The 15273-nt window shown below is 31.0% G+C and carries 16 protein-coding genes; 10 read left to right on the top strand and 6 right to left on the bottom strand.

The window, feature by feature from the left end; genetic code table 11:
* Window positions 1-37 precede the first annotated feature (37 nt).
* The 3 genes from KI230_RS11590 to KI230_RS11580 all read left to right on the top strand — a co-directional run bounded on the left by KI230_RS11590 (window position 38) and on the right by KI230_RS11580 (window position 2504).
* Window positions 38-271 carry a hypothetical protein gene (locus tag KI230_RS11590; RefSeq protein WP_000921246.1) on the top strand — a complete coding sequence of 78 codons (234 nt, stop codon included), beginning with the start codon at window positions 38-40 and terminating at the stop codon, window positions 269-271.
* A 21-nt stretch (window positions 272-292) separates the two neighbouring features.
* Window positions 293-1069, top strand: coding sequence for an N-acetylglucosaminidase (locus tag KI230_RS11585; RefSeq protein WP_000739224.1), 777 nt, complete (start codon window positions 293-295; stop codon window positions 1067-1069).
* 310 nt (window positions 1070-1379) lie between these two features.
* Window positions 1380-2504 (top strand): FAD-dependent monooxygenase, encoded by a 1125-nt coding sequence (locus KI230_RS11580; protein ID WP_214958273.1) that lies wholly within the window; start codon window positions 1380-1382, stop codon window positions 2502-2504.
* A 91-nt stretch (window positions 2505-2595) separates the two neighbouring features.
* On the opposite strand, the gene KI230_RS11575 is transcribed toward KI230_RS11580, so the two are convergent.
* From KI230_RS11575 to KI230_RS11565, 3 genes are all read right to left on the bottom strand, one after another.
* Window positions 2596-3549: a 2-hydroxyacid dehydrogenase family protein gene (locus KI230_RS11575; RefSeq protein WP_000417016.1), complete on the bottom strand. Its 954-nt coding sequence runs from the start codon at window positions 3547-3549 to the stop codon at window positions 2596-2598.
* A gap of 361 nt (window positions 3550-3910) precedes the next feature.
* Complete coding sequence (locus KI230_RS11570) at window positions 3911-4411, bottom strand: CHAP domain-containing protein (RefSeq protein WP_000737705.1); 501 nt, start codon at window positions 4409-4411, stop codon at window positions 3911-3913.
* A 236-nt stretch (window positions 4412-4647) separates the two neighbouring features.
* Window positions 4648-5070: a DUF4870 domain-containing protein gene (locus tag KI230_RS11565; protein ID WP_000206109.1), complete on the bottom strand. Its 423-nt coding sequence runs from the start codon at window positions 5068-5070 to the stop codon at window positions 4648-4650.
* 247 nt (window positions 5071-5317) lie between these two features.
* Between KI230_RS11565 and KI230_RS11560 the strand changes: the two genes are divergently transcribed.
* The 3 genes from KI230_RS11560 (at window position 5318) to KI230_RS11550 (ending at window position 8311) form a co-directional block, all read left to right on the top strand.
* Entirely contained in the window at window positions 5318-6400 is a 1083-nt protein-coding gene (locus KI230_RS11560; RefSeq protein ID WP_000684567.1) for an NAD/NADP-dependent octopine/nopaline dehydrogenase family protein, read from the top strand.
* A gap of 94 nt (window positions 6401-6494) precedes the next feature.
* Window positions 6495-7895: a Na+/H+ antiporter NhaC gene (nhaC, locus tag KI230_RS11555; protein ID WP_072384909.1), complete on the top strand. Its 1401-nt coding sequence runs from the start codon at window positions 6495-6497 to the stop codon at window positions 7893-7895.
* Window positions 7896-8068: 173 nt separating this feature from the next.
* On the top strand, window positions 8069-8311 hold the full coding sequence (locus KI230_RS11550) for a hypothetical protein (RefSeq protein ID WP_214958272.1): 243 nt from the start codon (window positions 8069-8071) through the stop codon (window positions 8309-8311).
* A gap of 17 nt (window positions 8312-8328) precedes the next feature.
* Here the strand turns inward: KI230_RS11550 and KI230_RS11545 are convergent, their stop codons facing one another.
* Window positions 8329-9132: a CHAP domain-containing protein gene (locus KI230_RS11545; RefSeq protein WP_000717381.1), complete on the bottom strand. Its 804-nt coding sequence runs from the start codon at window positions 9130-9132 to the stop codon at window positions 8329-8331.
* 609 nt (window positions 9133-9741) lie between these two features.
* Here KI230_RS11545 and KI230_RS11540 point away from each other — a divergent pair.
* From KI230_RS11540 to sarR, 4 genes are all read left to right on the top strand, one after another.
* A complete protein-coding gene (locus tag KI230_RS11540; RefSeq protein ID WP_000131844.1) occupies window positions 9742-11697 on the top strand; it encodes a helix-turn-helix transcriptional regulator in 1956 nt (651 codons plus the stop codon).
* A 26-nt stretch (window positions 11698-11723) separates the two neighbouring features.
* Window positions 11724-12467, top strand: a complete 744-nt coding sequence (locus KI230_RS11535) for a SarA family transcriptional regulator (RefSeq protein ID WP_000032848.1) — start codon at window positions 11724-11726, stop codon at window positions 12465-12467.
* A gap of 63 nt (window positions 12468-12530) precedes the next feature.
* Entirely contained in the window at window positions 12531-12857 is a 327-nt protein-coding gene (locus KI230_RS11530; RefSeq protein WP_000599589.1) for a PH domain-containing protein, read from the top strand.
* Window positions 12858-13284: 427 nt separating this feature from the next.
* Entirely contained in the window at window positions 13285-13632 is a 348-nt protein-coding gene (gene sarR / locus KI230_RS11525; protein WP_000036076.1) for an HTH-type transcriptional regulator SarR, read from the top strand.
* A 188-nt stretch (window positions 13633-13820) separates the two neighbouring features.
* On the opposite strand, the gene KI230_RS11520 is transcribed toward sarR, so the two are convergent.
* The gene (locus tag KI230_RS11520) at window positions 13821-14657 is read right to left on the bottom strand and encodes an urease accessory protein UreD (protein ID WP_045178371.1); all 837 of its coding nucleotides are present in this window, start codon (window positions 14655-14657) and stop codon (window positions 13821-13823) included.
* A complete protein-coding gene (ureG, locus tag KI230_RS11515) occupies window positions 14657-15271 on the bottom strand; it encodes an urease accessory protein UreG (RefSeq protein ID WP_000002969.1) in 615 nt (204 codons plus the stop codon). The genes KI230_RS11520 and ureG overlap by 1 nt, the downstream gene beginning before the upstream one ends.
* Window positions 15272-15273 lie beyond the last annotated feature (2 nt).

Below are 15273 nucleotides of genomic sequence, written 5' to 3'. Positions count from 1 at the left end.
ATTTAAATAAAAAGGGTGAGTGCATATTAATTCGAGAATGTTAAAAACGTCAGCTGTAATTTCTAATACATTATTAGTCATAGGTTTAGTCTGTCTATTTATGATGAAATTAGTGTTAGCTATTACTTTTTTTGCTGTTTCATTATCAATTAGTCTAGTTGTCTTTAATATGATGTTCAGAGATAGAACAACGATGAAAGTAATCGTTAACGCTTCTTTTTTAATCGTAATATTAGCGATTGTAGTGGCATATTTTTTATTGTCTAAGTAAGAAAAATGAGGTTTTGTCTATATGAAGAAGAATTTCAAGTTACGCATTTCAACGCTACTATTGATAGTTATTTTAGTTGTTTTTGCTGTATTACTCATCGTGAATGAAACTAAATTGTTTAAAAATGATGTGAATTACTCTTTTGATGAGGCTGTTTCAATGCAACAAGGGAAAGGTATTGTACAGACAAAAGAAGAGGATGGTAAATTTGTTGAAGCAAATAATAATGAAATTGCTAAAGCAATGACTATTTCACATAAAGACAATGATATGAAGTATATGGATATCACAGAAAAAGTGCCAATGTCGGAATCTGAAGTTAACCAATTGCTAAAAGGTAAGGGGATTTTAGAAAATCGAGGGAAAGTTTTTCTAGAAGCTCAAGAAAAATATGAGGTTAATGTCATTTATCTTGTTAGCCATGCATTAGTAGAAACAGGTAACGGCAAATCAGAATTAGCAAAAGGCATTAAAGATGGAAAAAAACGCTATTACAACTTTTTTGGTATAGGAGCATTCGATAGTAGTGCTGTTCGTAGTGGGAAAAGTTATGCTGAAAAGGAACAATGGACATCACCAGATAAGGCGATTATTGGTGGTGCAAAGTTCATTCGTAATGAATATTTTGAAAACAATCAACTGAATTTATATCAAATGCGATGGAATCCAGAAAATCCTGCGCAACATCAATATGCGAGTGACATTCGCTGGGCAGATAAAATTGCCAAATTAATGGATAAATCCTATAAGCAGTTTGGTATAAAGAAAGATGATATTAGACAAACATATTATAAATAAGACATCGGTGCTTAAAGGAGCTGGAACAATTTATTGTTTCGAGCTCCTTTAGCGCATTCTGAGTGTGTTAGTTAAATGGATTTTAACCTAACAAAAAACGCTATATAGCATCAAATATGCTATATCCCACATCATTGTTACAAATGTACATGATGTAAATGAATATTGCTGTCTAAATGTGCAGGTAATTTACGATGATGCAGATAATACACTTAAGTCTTTAAAAATGAAACGTTAGTTCCAAGAGTCATTTTTAAACAATAGTGCATGTGATAAAATAGAAAAGAATGAAAAATATAGAGGTGACAATATGAAGATAGCAATTATAGGTGCAGGCATCGGTGGATTAACAGCTGCTGCATTATTACAAGAACAAGGTCATACTATTAAAGTCTTTGAAAAAAATGAGTCAGTTAAAGAAATTGGCGCTGGGATTGGTATCGGAGATAATGTGCTTAAAAAACTAGGTAATCATGACTTAGCTAAAGGTATTAAAAATGCTGGGCAAATCTTATCTACAATGACAGTGTTAGATGACAAAGATCGCCTGTTAACTACTGTTAAATTAAAAAGTAATACATTGAATGTGACGTTACCACGCCAAACATTAATTGACATTATTAAATCTTATGTAAAAGATGACGCAATATTTACAAATCATGAAGTCACGCATATAGATAATGAGACAGATAAAGTTACCATACATTTCGCGGAACAAGAAAGTGAAGCATTTGATTTATGTATTGGTGCTGATGGAATTCATTCTAAAGTGAGACAATCTGTAAATGCTGACAGTAAAGTATTATATCAAGGGTATACATGCTTTAGAGGTTTAATTGATGATATTGATTTAAAGCATCCGGATTGTGCAAAAGAATACTGGGGAAGAAAAGGAAGAGTAGGTATTGTTCCGTTATTAAATAATCAAGCATATTGGTTCATTACAATTAACTCGAAGGAAAACAATCATAAATATAGTTCGTTTGGTAAACCTCATTTGCAAGCATACTTTAATCACTATCCAAATGCAGTTAGAGAGATCTTAGACAAACAAAGTGAAACAGGTATCTTATTGCATAATATTTATGATTTGAAACCACTCAAATCTTTTGTTTATGGTCGTACTATTTTAATAGGAGATGCAGCACATGCGACAACGCCTAATATGGGGCAAGGTGCTGGACAAGCAATGGAAGATGCTATCGTATTAGTAAATTGTTTTAACACATACGACTTTGAAAAAGCATTACAGCGTTATGATAAAATACGTGTCAAACATACTGCAAAAGTAATTAAGCGTTCTAGAAAAATCGGTAAAATTGCCCAATATCGTAGTCGTTTAGTTGTTGCAGTTAGAAATCGTATTATGAAAATGATGCCAAATGCATTAGCAGCTGGACAAACTAAATTCTTATATAAATCGAAAGAGAAATAATACAACAATATGAAAACCCCCGTATGTTGAAACGAGAGCTCAACATATGGGGGTTCTTGTTTTTATAATGTTATTATAATAAATTCAATTATTAGTTAACGACAAATTGTGGTTTCTCACCTTGAACGGCACTAATTGCAGCATTAGCAACAATTTTAGACATCATGTCACGTGCTTCAAATGTAGCATTACCAATATGCGGTGTTAATACTACATTATTAAGTGATTTTAAGTCATCGGTAATATCTGGTTCAAATTCATATACATCAAGTGCAGCACCTTCAATTTCATTATCTTTCAATGCTTGCACTAGTGCTTGTTCGTGCACGATTGGACCACGAGAGGCATTGATTAAATACGCCGTAGATTTCATCATTTTAAATTGTTCTGTATCAATTAAATGATGCATTTTAGGATTATAAGCAGCGTTGATAGTGATAAAATCTGCATTCTTTAATAGTGTATCTAAATCTACATATTTTGCACCGATTTCTCGTTCTTTTTCTTCTTTGCGATTAGGTCCAGTGTATAGCACATCCATGTCAAATGCTCTTGCACGACGAGCTACTGCACTACCAATTTCACCTAAACCGATAATGCCGATTGTTTTCCCAGATACTTCTCTACCTCTGAAAAATAAAGGTGCCCATCCATCAAATCCAGTTGTACGTGATAATTGGTCCCCTTCAACAATACGACGCGCTACTGCAAGTACTAATCCAATTGTTAAATCAGCAGTCGCGTTTGTTGATGCTTTAGGTGTGTTTGTAACATCTATACTTTTTTCTCGGGCATACTCGATATCAATATTATTAAAACCAGCGCCATAGTTGGCAATGATTTTTAAGTCTTTACCAGCATCGATAACATCTTTATCAACGTTTGTAGATAATAAACTAATTAAGGCAGTCGCGTTTTTAACACCTTTAATTAAAGTGTCTTTATCGACTAATCCTTTACCTTCATACATTTCAACTTCAAAATGTTCTTGTAAAAGTTTTAAACCTACTTCTGGTATTGCACCAGCAACATAAACTTTTTCCATAAAAGATCACTCCTTTTATCTTAGTATAGTAGAAGATTAGACAGTATACAACTATGTCATGATGTCTTGTGTATCAATGATGTAAGCGCGTACTTTTGATGGAGGTGATATAACTTAGGCACTGTAGAACTATGAATATTGTAATGTGGAAAAACTGGATCAATTAAATTAGATAACGTAGTTTTAAAGTTAATAGTATTAGAAAAAATTAATATTATGAATATGGGAGGAAATATAAATAAGTAGGTGGCAACGAAAAATAGCAAAAAAAGAGCTTCTCCTATAAAGGAAAGCTCAAAGTTTGTTGATGACATATGTACTAGAATTAAGTTTCAAGACAATATGTATCATCGTGTTTATATTAAATATGGATGTAGTTGTAGTTACCTGCTTCACTTGCAGAAATAGTTCTAGAACTTACTGAGAAAGGTCCGCCACTATAATTCATTTCTGAAATTGTAACTGAACCATCACTGTTTACACTTTCTACATATGCAACGTGACCAAATGGTCCTTCAGAAGATTGTAGGATAGCGCCTTTAGAAGGTGTATGATTTACTGTGAATCCAGCACCTTGTGCAGCAGCAGCCCAATTATTAGCATTTCCCCAAGTAGAACCGATTTCTCCGCCTACTTTATCATATACATACCAAGTACATTGTCCTGCAGTGTATAAGTTACCAGAATGTGAAATTGATGATGTAGTTGTCGTAGTTGTTGTAGTCGTTGTAGTTTGAGTCGTGTTGTAGTTATAGTTGTTGTAATTTGTATAATTTTCAGCAGCATCTGCATGATGTGCTTGACCTACTAATGCTGTACCGATTCCTGCTGTTAACGTAGTTGCTGTTACTAATTTTTTCATGAATAAAGTCCTCCAAAGTTCTATATCTTTTTTTATAAATAAAACGTAGCGACTGTTTTATTCTCACATCTCGAATTGATGACAATAGTTACTTTAACAAAATTAATGCTTCTTGTGGGGAATGTTATTGATTTGTAAAAGAATAAAAAAACTTTGACTAATTTTGTAATAAAAATTAGTCAAAGTTACAATGAGATTAACAGATAATTAATAGGAAATATTTATTTGTAATATGTTTAAATAAATCGAATTGTTAAAGGTATTACATATTCTTGACCATTATAATATTTGACACACGCAATAATTGTGAATACAAAAGATAATATTGAGAAAGCGAATATGGATAAAATACCGATAAACGTAATGATGAAACCTATAATAATAATGAAATCAATATCTGTAGCAATTAGGAAAACGCCTATTAAAGTGATAACGACTAAAACGATAGACCAAATAATATAAGAAATCGTATAGTTAAGATAATTTTTTCCAGCACGATCAACTAGTTTCGATTCATCTTTTTTCAATAACCATATTATCAGTGGACCAATAATAGATGTGAATAAACTTAATAAATAGATAAGCATCGCCATAATGTTCTCATCATTGGATTTGCGATTCGGTTGATGATTTGTTACGTCGTTCATTTCAGTTGTCATATTAGACACTCCTTTGAAAATTGTAATATTATCTTTAACTATAACAAAATATAATCAAAAATAAACATGTTTATTAAACAATTATTAAAAATAAAAATAATTGGTGGACGTCGGCGTTTAAATAGGTTAATTTAAGGTTATATATACTTAACATTTATAATGATGCGTAATGAATTCGCATCATTTTTATATTGTCTTACGTATAATTTGTTTTTAATTTTAACCAAAGATAGAAAGAGGGTTGTTTATGAAAATAGCAATTGTAGGATCAGGAAATGGCGCAGTTACGGCAGCAGTAGATATGGTGAGCAAAGGCCACGATGTTAAATTATATTGTCGTAATCAATCTATAAGTAAGTTTCAAAACGCAATCGAAAAGGGCGGATTTGATTTTAATAATGAAGGTGATGAACGTTTCGTAAAATTCACTGATATTAGTGATGATATGGAATATGTTTTAAAAGATGCTGAAATTGTTCAAGTGATTATTCCATCTTCATACATAGAGTATTATGCTGATGTAATGGCAGAGCATGTAACTGATAATCAGTTGATATTCTTCAACATGGCTGCAGCAATGGGGTCAATTCGTTTTATGAATGTTTTAGAAGATAGACATATTGAAACAAAACCACAACTAGCGGAAGCTAATACGTTGACGTATGGTACGCGTGTCGATTTTGAAAATGCAGCAGTTGATTTATCTCTAAATGTACGTCGTATCTTCTTTTCAACATATGATAGAAGCTGTCTAAATGATTGTTATGACAAAGTTTCAAGTATTTATGATCATTTAGTAAAAGAGGAAAGCTTAATTAAAACAAATCTTGAAAATGGTAATCCTGAAGTGCATCCAGGACCAACATTATTGAATGTCGGTCGCATTGATTATGCTGGCGAGTTCGCTTTATATAAAGAAGGAATTACTAAACATACAGTTAGATTACTTCATGCAATCGAATTAGAACGTTTGAATTTAGGCCGTAGATTAGGTTTTGAATTATCAACAGCTAAAGAATCACGTATTGAACGTGGTTATTTAGAACGTGATAAAGAAGATGAACCATTAAATCGTTTATTTAATACAAGCCCAGTATTTTCACAAATTCCAGGACCAAATCATGTAGAAAGCAGATATTTAACTGAAGATATTGCATATGGTTTAGTACTATGGTCAAGCTTAGGTCGTGTTATTGATGTACCGACACCAAATATAGATGCAGTAATTGTAATTGCATCAACCATTTTAGAGAGAGACTTCTTTGAGGAAGGCTTAACAGTTGAAGAAATTGGTTTAGATAAGCTTGATTTAGAAAAATATTTAAAATAAATGATGGCTTGAAGATAGAAAAGGATATAGCATTATGCAAAAGCAATAAATTGAAGAAAAGAGGTTTCTCATCAATAAGCGAAGGGGACGATAGATGATGAAAAGAAAACCAACCTTTTTAGAATCAATTTCGACAATGATTGTAATGGTTATTGTTGTTGTAACAGGCTTTGTGTTTTTTGATATTCCAATTCAAGTATTATTAATTATTGCCTCAGCATATGCCACATGGATTGCAAAACGTGTAGGCTTAACATGGCAAGATTTAGAAAAAGGCATTGCAGAACGTTTAAATACTGCAATGCCTGCAATTTTAATTATACTAGCGGTAGGAATTATAGTAGGCAGTTGGATGTTTTCTGGCACAGTGCCAGCCTTGATTTATTATGGCTTAGATTTATTGAATCCAAGCTATTTTTTAATATCAGCCTTTTTTATAAGTGCTGTTACATCTGTAGCAACTGGTACAGCATGGGGCTCTGCATCAACTGCAGGGATTGCACTTATTTCTATTGGTAATCAATTGGGGATTCCTCCAGGGATGGCAGCGGGTGCTATTATAGCAGGGGCTGTGTTTGGCGATAAAATGTCACCATTATCAGATACAACTAATTTAGCGGCACTTGTTACTAAAGTTAATATATTTAAACATATACATTCGATGATGTGGACGACGATACCTGCATCAATCATAGGTTTATTAGTATGGTTTATTGCTGGATTTCAATTTAAAGGGCATTCAAATGATAAACAGATTCAAACTTTGTTATCAGAGCTTGCACAGATTTATCAAATTAACATATGGGTCTGGGTTCCCTTAATTGTGATCATTGTTTGTTTGCTATTTAAAATGGCTACAGTGCCAGCTATGGTAATATCAAGCTTTTCTGCCATTATAGTGGGGACTTTTAATCATCATTTCAAAATGACAGATGGTTTCAAAGCAACATTTAGTGGTTTTAACGACTCAATGATACATCAGTCTCATATTTCATCCAGTGTGAAAAGCTTGTTAGAACAGGGTGGTATGATGAGTATGACCCAAATATTAGTAACGATATTTTGCGGATATGCATTTGCAGGTATTGTAGAAAAAGCAGGATGTTTAGAAGTCTTATTAACTACTATTTCTAAAGGCATCCATTCTGTAGGAAGTTTAATATGTATTACTGTTATTTGTTGTATTGCGCTTGTATTCGCTGCAGGTGTTGCTTCGATTGTAATTATTATGGTCGGTGTGTTAATGAAAGATTTGTTCGAAAAATACCAAGTCTCTCGTTCCGTTTTATCAAGAACACTTGAAGACTCAAGTACGATGGTCTTACCTTTAATACCATGGGGAACATCAGGTATTTACTATACGAATCAACTTCATGTCTCTGTTGGAGAATTTTTCATGTGGACAGTACCATGTTATTTATGCGCAATTATAGCAATTATCCATGGTTTTACAGGGATAGGTATTAAAAAGTCATCGAATTCACGTTTAACTTAATGTGAGCGTGGAATATATATAATATGTTGAAACACTTTAATCATTTATAATTGTAGCGGTTATAATTTGAAAAGGTTTTAACTTAGAATAAATATCCTCTATACATATACTGAATATGTTTTGTAGCGGAACATGTTGATATATGTAATGTAAGTTTTATGTCATGATTTGTAATGACTAAATTAATTGAGAATTTGAAGGCAAGTATATTTGTAAGTACTTTAACTAAAAATTTATCAATGTATAGCCGATTTGACATGCCTAAATTTGGGTGTGTCAATGGCTGTATGTTGTTTATTCTTTATTACAGAGTGAATCGGATTGGTGAAAATCGAAATTTTGATATTTTTACCAATTCGATTTTTTTCATAGAAATTAAAAAAGCCAACAAGGCTCTTGAAACCTTGTTGGCGTAAAACATAGCCATCACTAATTAGTGAATGAAGTTATAACCAGCAGCTTGGCTAGCTGAGATTGTACGTGAAGTTACAACACCTGGGCCATAACCATAGTTCATTTCTGAAACTCTTACTGAACCATTGCTGTTAACACTTTCAACGTATGCAACGTGACCGTATGCACCTTGAGTTGTTTGCATAATTGCACCAGCTTTTGGTGTATTGTTCACTGTGTAACCAGCTCTTGCAGCTGCGTTAGCCCAGTTACTTGCATTGCCCCAAGTTGAACCGATTTTACCACCTACACGATCAAATACGTAGTATGTACATTGACCAGAAGTGTATAAGTTACGTCCTGAAGTATAACCACTTGAGATTGAACGGCCATTTGATGATGGAGCCATAGTTGTAGTTACTTGAACATTGTTGCTTGAAGTGCTGTAGCTTGCACCTAAACCACCAGTACGGTAGCTGTTTGTGTTGTAACTATTATAGTTATTGTAGTTATATGATTGATTATTATTTGAGTAGTTGTTGTAACGGCTGTAATTATTGTAGCTATAACCATTGTTGTAATTGTTGTAGTTATTGTAGCCATTGTAGTAGTAATAGCTGTAGTAGCCATTATCTTGGTTTAATTGACTTGGATGCCAGTTACCTTTCCATGTGTAATGGTAGTTACCTTGTGCATCAATAGTGTAAGTATAGCTATATGATGTTGGGTCGTTTGGATTATAACCGTAGTTATCTTGCTCAGAAGCATGAGCTTGATTTCCTGATGCAATTGCGATTGTAGCGAATCCTGCAGTTGCGATAGTAGCTGTAGCGATTTTCTTCATTTTAAAAATATCCTCCTAAAAATTTTAAATCTAAAATATTTTCGTAATGTCCGTGTGACAAAATTAATGTTATAAGTTATCTCTCGTAATTAAACGACAAGAAAGACTATAACAGAAATTAGCGTCCTTGTGTGCTTTGTTAACGTTTTGTAATTTTTTGCTAATATCTTGACACAATAGAATTTTAAAAGTATAGAAATTTGCATTTTGCAAAACTTATAACTACGGCATTCTTTGTGAAAACTGAATGTTTCGAAAATAAGTCTGTTACAAATTTGTAATATTACTGAAAATTCTAAATGTATATTTTGTGCATAATATAGGACTTTTAATCAAAAAATGCATAAAAATTCGACACGAACGATCAAGTTTCTATGATTATGAAAGCTTTGGTATTTGGATGAAAATGTATATTTAATGGATAAAATATCCTAATTTAGCATAAAAAAATGTTTTAATAAAAGTATTATTTGATATAATCGATTTATGTTTTGTTACTGCTAAAAAACATGTGGCGATATAATTGGTAGTGAATATTAGATGTTGACAATTGATTTGAGAAAGACAAACAGGAGTAAATCAATATATTTGTATATGTGAGGATGTAAGATGACAGATAATTATTCACTACATATTTATAAAAGTATGAAAATGAGTAGTGTGAAGGAAGCGAACTTAAAAATTATATATTGGCTACAAGGTACAGGTGTAGTTTCAATCAATCTACAACAATATGATGTAAAAAGAAATGATGTCACCGTTATTATGTTGAATGATTTGTATCAAATTGATGGTCATGATGATAGTGTATGTTGTGTTGTTGAAGTAAGTGCAAAGACATTTTTGAAGTTTATGAATGCAAACTATATGATGCGTGGCAAGATATTAACAAATGAGGTTGCTAGCACTTTTAGAATCTTGATTAAGTATTTAATCTACAGCAAAATTAAACAACAGTCTTATAATGCTAATGATAAGATTATTAATTACATGTGTGTTGAATTAATGTCATTAAATACATACGATGGTAGTCGTCATTTAGTAGCCGAAGAAGTGCACGATTATTTAACAAACAACCACCATAAAAAGATAAATAGGAAAGATGTCATTAATCAAGTTAGTATTACAAACAAAGCTTTAAGTGACATGTTTAAAGCGACACCTTATAGTAATTTTATTCAATATTTAAATCATATTAGACTGGAGCATTGCTTAATTGATATTTTAACTTCTAAGAAGCCTATTGAAGAAATCGCAAGTAGTCATGGTTTTAATCATTATTCTCGTTTTATACACCTCTTTAAAGAAACGTATGGTAACACTCCTAAATTAATTAGAAAAAGATATAGTCCAACATCTCATTCAATTAACCATTCCCAATTAGTTGAAATTGATAAAAATATAATTGAATTATTTGATAATACTAATCAAAGTTCTTCAAGTATGCGCGAGATTGATATACCTTTTGAACCTACAAAAAGGAGTCAAATGTATCAACCTAAAAACATTTATATTAAAGGAAGTAATTTTTATTGGATGGATTATTATACTATTAAACAAATCATTCAAAGATTAGGTGTTAATCCTGAAAACTTGCATATAATTGTTACAATCGACACAAGCAATGAGCTATCGATTGAACAAATCACTTTATTACTTCAAAAGATAGTGAATTACAATGTAAATGTAGTATTTCGTATTAAACATGAATATAAGGAATTGTTAACGAGTACTGAAAGAGGCAAGATAGAAAAGCTAGTAGCCACAATTTTTAATATGACATTTGAGAGTAATAGATGTAAGATTGCATTTTTAATTAACGACTTAAATACTACTGCAATTCAAAAACTGAAACGCTTAATAGATAATTATATAGGAGTATTTGAATTAATATATCATCTGGAACCAAAAGAGTTGAATACGCACTATGATAAAGAAATTGATCATCTAATAGACTATTTTATCTTACCGCTAAGACAAATAGAACAGGTGTCTATTGCATGTTCTAAAATTATATGTGATGTAGATTTGATTAATGAGAATAATGACTTAAAAGAAAAAATCACAATGTCTGATTTTAATAAGGTTACTGAACTTTTGACAAATTATACAAAATTTCGAGGACTTATTATGCACATGTCAATTATAAGTGAAGCTAGCAAAGAAATAAATTTGACTAGATTATCAATATTCATTTTTATCATAAATATACTTAATCAATTACGAGGGATTGTTATTTATCAAAATGACACGATGATTGTAACGAAGTTCAAACATGAAGTACAATGTGTCATTTGTTTGCCAGCCGCATTGTTAAATGAGAATTCAGACGCTATACGTTTATCGTGTAAGGGTCTTCAACAATTTAGCCATGCTAAAACTAAACAAATTGTTTTAAGTATAGATAAAGATAATCATACTTCCGAAAATGGTGTACTTGTGAATGATATTATGCAACAACACAGTTATTGGAAAGCTAATTTTATAGAAAGAAATATTTATGATCATTCATTAATGGTCTCAAGCAATAGTATTGTTCATTTGAAATATCATCTTGAGATATAGGCATGGTTTAAGAGAGGTTTTTAAAGATGTCTAAATTTAAAGTTAAGCGTTTAACTGCACACATACTAATGTTGAAAGTCATTAATGATATGTTGAAATATTCATTTCATCTCACTTTGACTCAAGTGAAACTATTAAATCTATTAGTTAAATATGATAATTCTGATTCCAATAGCGCTTCAATAGATAGGTTATTAAAAATGAAAGAAATCCAATCTAAGATGGCACTTCTTCAAATGTTAAGTTATTTAAACAATCATCAATGGCTATTGAAAGGAAGAGATCAAAGGGATCAACGTAAATTGACTATTTCGATTAATAAAATGCATATAGATAAAATAGAATATATGAATAATGAGCTTAGTGACTATATTGAACGTTATTTTGGTCAATATACATTTGATTTTAGTTGTGACTATGTATCGTATTTATTGTCGTCACAAGAACTATTTCGAAATCTAAAGTGTTATTTAAATATGTGTCAATTAACATTAGAAGAGTTATACGTTTTAGGAATATTAAATCTGCATAAAGGTCAATTGACGGTTAAAGAATTACAGGGTGAATTCCATCACCCGATATTTGCGGTTAGCCCGATTTTAAAGTGTTTAATTTTGAAGGGATTAGTTAAAAAAGAGAGATGTGAATTAGATGAAAGGCGTGTTATTGTAACAATCAAGCGAGAAAAGTTTTCTAAAGTCACTATGCTTATTCAAGCATGTTATAATTATCTTGAAAAGGGAATACAAGTTAAGCTTAATAATAAATAGTTAATCACTTGTATTTCATATACCTATGAAGAATAGTTTATAGTTTTAAGTGGGAGGGATATTATGATTTTAGATAATGTGAATCCGAATGATTTATTTCCAACTGAAAAAAAGGGTCCGTCAGTGCTAGGAATAATTGAGTATCAAGTTCAAGGTGAGAATGAATTTGAAGGGGCATTTATAGCAACAAATGAAAGATTAATTATGAATGTAGATATGAATGGCCAATTTTATTATAGAAGTATTAGTTATAATGAAATAGAGAAGATAGATTATGATGGTCAAACTATAATGTTCAAATTTAATATTGGTAATGTCCCAATGCATGATATTAAAAGTGATAACGTTGAAATGTTTGTTGAATATGTAAAACAACATATGATAGTATAATGTCAATGTATGTAGGTTGATAAGAAGAGTTTGAATGATAACTCATTGCATTTAAAGATAAATGGCATGCGTTATGATTTAAAGCTCTTCTTTTTTTATATTTTATAAATTTTGTGAGCAAGCCATCCAATTAATATAAAAAATATCAAATCAAACACGTTGATATAGATTAAAATTTTAAAAGTTTACATATCAGTTAAGATACAAAATATTCAGACTAATAATTTTCAATTTGGCAAAATATCTTAAACATCAAATTATTATAAGAAATAAATGTATTTAACCATATTCTAGTAATAAAAATATTGAATTTTTATACTTATTTGTTTAGAATGAACTTTATAACATAGTTGGATAGAGTTTCGATTTAATAAATTACATGTGAACCTTGCTACAACAAGATGTGCATCAGAGGAGTGGTTTAATAATGAGTAAAATTAATGACATTAATGATTTAGTCAACGCAACATTTCAAGTTAAGAAGTTTTTCAGAGATACAAAAAAGAAGTTCAATTTGAACTATGAAGAAATTTATATTTTAAATCATATTTTAAGAAGTGAGTCTAACGAAATCTCATCTAAAGAGATTGCTAAGTGCTCAGAGTTCAAACCTTACTATTTAACTAAAGCTTTACAAAAGCTAAAAGATTTAAAATTGTTATCAAAGAAAAGAAGTTTACAAGACGAAAGAACAGTTATTGTTTATGTTACAGATACACAAAAAGCAAATATTCAAAAACTGATTTCAGAATTAGAAGAATACATTAAAAATTAAATCAAGGTTAATTGCGTTTAATAACATTGAACGATAACAATTTATTAAAACGAAGTTATTTATTCAGCATTGGGACATAAAATTAACTTAAAATTTAAATATTGAAGATGCTTTAATTAAAGTTAAAGACTAGCCATACCTTATTTCAGCTTATTAAGCTTGAAACAAGGTACACTAGTCTTTTTATTTTAATATTTTCTTAGAAAATCAAGTTTACGATCATAAATGTTTTCTGCGATATAGCTTTGGATGGTTCCAAGTATTTTCTCTATAATTTGTGTGCGATAAGCAAAAATTCTAACTGCAAAGCCATGTGTAGGCAATTGAGAAATAGCAACACGACAATCGAATGTATTGCTATAAGAACTAATGGTTTCATAAACTGAATCGATTAGTTTTTGGTTAACATCTTCATGTATGAAGTAAGCAGAGCCATAATGAGAGTAATGTTCCATATAACCTATTTCATTGATCGATTGTTTATTAGGATTCAATAATAAATTATCATATGTGACTAACTCATCTTCAATATAAATTTCATTTATTAAATGCATATATTGATACTTGAAGGTTTCGCCAGTTTTTGAATAACCAGGAGTTAAAATATCAGTATAAAATAATGAACTAGAATTATTGAGATTGAACGTATTGTGTTGATAAAATTTAGCATTTTCATATGCGATGATTGGATCAGCGACATATTCTAAATATGCGTTATCTTTTAAATTAAAAGTTTGATACTGCTCAACATGATTGGAAGGTGTCTTGTATATTTTTGTTGCACCTTGAGATGTCAATGTCACTTTAGCGTTATCTTCGACATTCACATTCATACGGTAACGATCTCCATCTAAATAGCCACCACCTACATTTACTATATAAAATGTAGGAATGGTAGATTGATTTAGATAAACTGGACGTATCACTTTAAGTGCTTTTTCAAAGAAAATATCTCTTGATACTGATCGATTGCCATCGAAAAACACTGTTAAATCAAGTTGCCCAGTCCATTGTTGTTCATCCATTATGATAATCCTTTGAGTAAAGTGTCGCGTTCAATCCAATCGATAACTTCATCCAAACCTTCGTCAGTTTTTAAGTTAGTAAAAGTAAATGGACGTTTACCACGAAATACTTTAGTATCTTCAGCCATTTGTTCTAATGATGCACCTACATAGGGAGCTAAATCAGTTTTGTTAATTATAAAGAAATCTGACTTAATCATACCTTGACCACCTTTACGTGGAATCTTTTCACCTTGAGCAACATCGATAATATAAATTGAAAAGTCAACAAGTTCTGGACTAAATGTTGCTGCTAAGTTATCGCCACCAGATTCTATGAAAATTAGTTCTATATCGTCATGACGTTCTAATAATTCGTCTATTGCTGCAAAGTTCATAGATGCATCTTCACGAATCGCAGTATGAGGACATCCACCAGTTTCAACACCAATGATACGACTTTCAGGTAGAACTCCTGAATTTACTAATATCTTTTCGTCTTCTTTTGTATATATATCATTTGTAATAACGCCGATACTCATTTCTTTTGAAAGACGTTTTACAACTTTTTCAATTAATTGTGTTTTACCTGCACCTACAGGACCACCAATACCAATTTTAATCGGATTTGCCACAA

The sequence above is a fragment of the Staphylococcus sp. MZ3 genome, from assembly GCF_018622755.1.
GTDB lineage: Bacteria > Bacillota > Bacilli > Staphylococcales > Staphylococcaceae > Staphylococcus > Staphylococcus aureus.
The sequence above is the reverse complement of the archived record's forward strand: the minus strand, read 5'-3'. Positions and strand labels throughout refer to the sequence as shown.

Excerpts from the sequence above, each read along its gene's own strand:
- KI230_RS11550 (WP_214958272.1), top strand. The coding sequence starts at position 8,069 with ATGACTAAATTAATTGAGAATTTGAAGGCAAGTATATTTGTAAGTACT.
- KI230_RS11590 (WP_000921246.1), top strand. The coding sequence starts at position 38 with ATGTTAAAAACGTCAGCTGTAATTTCTAATACATTATTAGTCATAGGT.
- KI230_RS11545 (WP_000717381.1), bottom strand. The coding sequence starts at position 9,132 with ATGAAGAAAATCGCTACAGCTACTATCGCAACTGCAGGATTCGCTACA.
- KI230_RS11560 (WP_000684567.1), top strand. The coding sequence starts at position 5,318 with ATGAAAATAGCAATTGTAGGATCAGGAAATGGCGCAGTTACGGCAGCA.
- KI230_RS11570 (WP_000737705.1), bottom strand. The coding sequence starts at position 4,411 with ATGAAAAAATTAGTAACAGCAACTACGTTAACAGCAGGAATCGGTACA.
- KI230_RS11580 (WP_214958273.1), top strand. The coding sequence starts at position 1,380 with ATGAAGATAGCAATTATAGGTGCAGGCATCGGTGGATTAACAGCTGCT.
- KI230_RS11575 (WP_000417016.1), bottom strand. The coding sequence starts at position 3,549 with ATGGAAAAAGTTTATGTTGCTGGTGCAATACCAGAAGTAGGTTTAAAA.
- KI230_RS11565 (WP_000206109.1), bottom strand. The coding sequence starts at position 5,070 with ATGACAACTGAAATGAACGACGTAACAAATCATCAACCGAATCGCAAA.
- KI230_RS11530 (WP_000599589.1), top strand. The coding sequence starts at position 12,531 with ATGATTTTAGATAATGTGAATCCGAATGATTTATTTCCAACTGAAAAA.
- nhaC (WP_072384909.1), top strand. The coding sequence starts at position 6,495 with ATGATGAAAAGAAAACCAACCTTTTTAGAATCAATTTCGACAATGATT.
- KI230_RS11540 (WP_000131844.1), top strand. The coding sequence starts at position 9,742 with ATGACAGATAATTATTCACTACATATTTATAAAAGTATGAAAATGAGT.
- KI230_RS11585 (WP_000739224.1), top strand. The coding sequence starts at position 293 with ATGAAGAAGAATTTCAAGTTACGCATTTCAACGCTACTATTGATAGTT.
- KI230_RS11520 (WP_045178371.1), bottom strand. The coding sequence starts at position 14,657 with ATGGATGAACAACAATGGACTGGGCAACTTGATTTAACAGTGTTTTTC.
- sarR (WP_000036076.1), top strand. The coding sequence starts at position 13,285 with ATGAGTAAAATTAATGACATTAATGATTTAGTCAACGCAACATTTCAA.
- KI230_RS11535 (WP_000032848.1), top strand. The coding sequence starts at position 11,724 with ATGTCTAAATTTAAAGTTAAGCGTTTAACTGCACACATACTAATGTTG.